The organism is Paraburkholderia sp. (assembly GCF_035501035.1).
Classification (GTDB): Bacteria; Pseudomonadota; Gammaproteobacteria; order Burkholderiales; family Burkholderiaceae; genus Paraburkholderia.
On record NZ_DATJWR010000356.1, the window covers coordinates 1 to 2,955 of the forward strand.

At 63.7% G+C, this 2,955-nt stretch carries 3 protein-coding genes; 2 read left to right on the forward strand and 1 reads right to left on the reverse strand.

What is annotated here, in order from left to right:
• Positions 1–201: 201 nt before the first annotated feature.
• The gene (locus tag VMJ11_RS25950) at positions 202–1,125 is read left to right on the forward strand and encodes a LysR family transcriptional regulator (protein ID WP_325623119.1); all 924 of its coding nucleotides are present in this window, start codon (positions 202–204) and stop codon (positions 1,123–1,125) included.
• 110 nt (positions 1,126–1,235) lie between these two features.
• The gene (folE, locus tag VMJ11_RS25955; protein ID WP_325623121.1) at positions 1,236–1,898 is read left to right on the forward strand and encodes a GTP cyclohydrolase I FolE; all 663 of its coding nucleotides are present in this window, start codon (positions 1,236–1,238) and stop codon (positions 1,896–1,898) included.
• A gap of 60 nt (positions 1,899–1,958) precedes the next feature.
• On the opposite strand, the gene epsC is transcribed toward folE, so the two are convergent.
• Positions 1,959–2,888: a serine O-acetyltransferase EpsC gene (gene epsC, locus VMJ11_RS25960; protein ID WP_325623123.1), complete on the reverse strand. Its 930-nt coding sequence runs from the start codon at positions 2,886–2,888 to the stop codon at positions 1,959–1,961.
• Positions 2,889–2,955: the final 67 nt, after the last annotated feature.

Below are 2,955 nucleotides of genomic sequence, written 5' to 3' on the forward strand. Positions count from 1 at the left end.
GGGTCTACCCACATCGGCAATGCATTTCATGCTCGTTGCGGCGCGGCTTCGAACGCGTTCGAGTGCACTGCTTTGCCGCTCTATCAGGATAGATGCAGGCTAGAGGCGCCTGTGGGCACATACCCCAATATCATGAATTTCAATTCATCGACTACTCTTTATCTGATTTCGACATAGTTTATCCCCGCTGCCCGCGCTTCAATGCAAGACCTCGATCTGAATCTCATTCCCTATCTCGTAGCCATGGAGGAAACGCGTAATGTGAGCCGCGCCGCCGAACGGCTGGGCGTCAGCCAGCCGCGCGTGAGCACGGCGCTCGGCAAGCTGCGCGAATACTTTGGCGATCCCCTGTTCGTGCGCACCTCGCGCGGTATGGAGCCCACGCCGCGCGCGCTCGGTCTGATCCCTGCCGCGCGCGACGCGCTGATCCGCATCGAGAAAGGTATGCTGCAGGCGCAGGAGTTCGACCCTGCCACGAGTACACATACGTTCTCGATCGCGCTCTCGGATGTCGGCGAGATCGTCTTCCTGCCGCGCCTGCTGCAGGTGTTCGCCGAACGCGCGCCCAATGCGAACCTGCGTTCCGTGTCGCTGCCGCCAGGCCAGGTCGAGCGCGGCCTCGAATCGGGCGATATCGATCTGGCAGTCGGCTATTTCCCCGACCTGGGCGGCAATAACTTCTTCCAGCAGCGCCTTTTCACTCACCGCTTCATCTGCATGATGCGCAGCGCACACCCGCTTGCCGGCAAGGCCATGACGCTCGAACAGTTTCTCGCGATGGGCCACGCTGTCGTGCGCGCCGAAGGACGCAGCCAGGAAGTGCTGGAGCAATTCCTGGAGAAGAAGCGCCTGCGCCGCCGCGCCGTGCTGGAAACGCCCCACTTCATGAGCCTGCCGTTCATCCTCACGCGCTCTGACCTCATCGCGACCGTGCCGCATGCAATCGGCTTCGCCTATGTGTCCGAGCATGCTTCGATCACGCTCGTCGAGCCGCCGCTGCCGCTGCCGCGCTTCGACCTGAAGCAGCACTGGCATCGCAAGTACCACAATGCGCCGCGCGGCGAGTGGCTGCGCAGCGTGGTGGCGGAGCTGTTCAACGACGCCATGGACGAGTGGCCCAAGTAGCTGGCGAAGTAAACTGCAGCCACGTCGCACGAAGCCCGGCAAAACATGAAACAATCCGCGTTCCTGGTGCACGCCCGGGCGGCGTTTTTCCACATGACAGGAGCCCACGCATGAGCGAAGAAAAAAAAGCAGGGAAAGCGAAGCAACGCAAGAGTTCGGCGGCCGAAAACGCGGCGGTCGAGCGGCCGTCACGCGCCGAAGCCGAAGATGCAGTGCGCGTGCTCTTGCGCTGGGCCGGCGAGGACCCCGCGCGCGAAGGGCTCATTGATACGCCCGCGCGCGTCGTGCGCGCCTATGAGGAGTTCTTTGCGGGCTATGCGGTCGATCCGCGCGAAATCCTGTCGCGCACCTTCTCGGAGGTGGACGGCTACGACGAAATGATCGTGCTGAAGGACATCCGCTTCGAGAGCTATTGCGAGCATCACATGGTGCCGATCATCGGGCGCGCGCACGTGGCGTATCTGCCCGAGCATCGCGTGGTGGGCATTTCGAAGCTCGCGCGTCTCGTCGACGCTTTCGCGAAGCGTCTGCAGATCCAGGAGAAGATGACGGCGCAGATCGCCGACACGCTCAACGAGATTCTGCAACCGAAGGGCGTGGGCGTGATTCTCGAAGCGGCGCATCAATGCATGTCGACACGTGGCGTGCACAAGGCAGGCGTGGAGATGGTCACCTCGCGCATGCTCGGCACCTTCCGTACGGATCCCTCCACGCGCCGCGAGTTTCTCTCCATCGTCGGCAACCCGGGCGCGATGAGCGTCGCGAACACCTGAAACGCCATCACACACAGGCTGCCAACGGGACTCCCGGTCCCGTTGCGCGTCCCGCCTCGGTTACTTCAAGTGGCTTTCGTCGCCGCGCTCGATCTCGCGAATCTTGCCCTGACGCACACTGCTGCCCGGCGGCACGCTGTGCGTGAGCCACACATTCCCGCCAATCACTGAGCCGTGCCCGATCGTCACACGGCCGAGAATCGTCGCGCCCGCGTAGATCACCACATCGTCCTCGACGATTGGATGGCGCGCATTGCCCTTCACGAGCGTGCCGTCGAGGTCGGCCGCAAAGCTCTTCGCGCCGAGCGTCACGGCCTGATACAGGCGCACGCGCTCGCCGATGATCGCCGTTTCGCCAATCACGACGCCGGTGCCATGGTCGATGAAGAAGCTCGAGCCGATCTGCGCGCCCGGGTGAATGTCGATGCCCGTTGCCGAATGCGCGATCTCGTTGATGAAGCGCGCGAGCAGCGGCACGCCGAGGCGGTACAGCGCATGCGCGAGCCGATGGTGCGTCATGGCCCACACGCCGGGATAGCACAGCAAAATCTCGGTGATGTGCTGCGCGGCCGGATCGCCCGTGAACGCCGCCTGAATGTCGCTCACGAGCAGCGCGCGAATGCCGGGCAGTTGCCGGCCGAATTCGCGCGCGACCTCGAATGCCCGCACGCGCAGTTCGTCGTCGCTCGCCTGCGCGTTTTCCGGCAGAAAGCGCAGCGCGCGGCGGATCTGTTCGGCGAGCAGCCGCAAGGTACTGTCGAGCGTCTGGCCGACGTAGTAATCGATGCTCTCGTCGGTCAGGTCAGGTGCACCATAGTGGGTGGGAAAGAGCGCGGCGCGCAGGCCGGCGACGATGCCGACGACCGCATCGCGTGACGGCAATTCGCGGATGCCGAGCGGGTGACGTGTGCGATGGCGTTCTTCGCGCGAAGCGCGCAGATCGGCAACGATCTGTTCGAGGCCCCAGTCGGGGGAAGCAGCATTGGACATGGTGATGCAGCAGCGGAAATGTGGCCCGCGCGTGAGTGTATCGACCCCAGAGATTACCGCGTTTTGC

Coding starts and splice junctions, on each gene's coding strand:
- VMJ11_RS25950 (WP_325623119.1), top strand. CDS start 202: ATGCAAGACCTCGATCTGAATCTCATTCCCTATCTCGTAGCCATGGAG.
- folE (WP_325623121.1), top strand. CDS start 1,236: ATGAGCGAAGAAAAAAAAGCAGGGAAAGCGAAGCAACGCAAGAGTTCG.
- epsC (WP_325623123.1), bottom strand. CDS start 2,888: ATGTCCAATGCTGCTTCCCCCGACTGGGGCCTCGAACAGATCGTTGCC.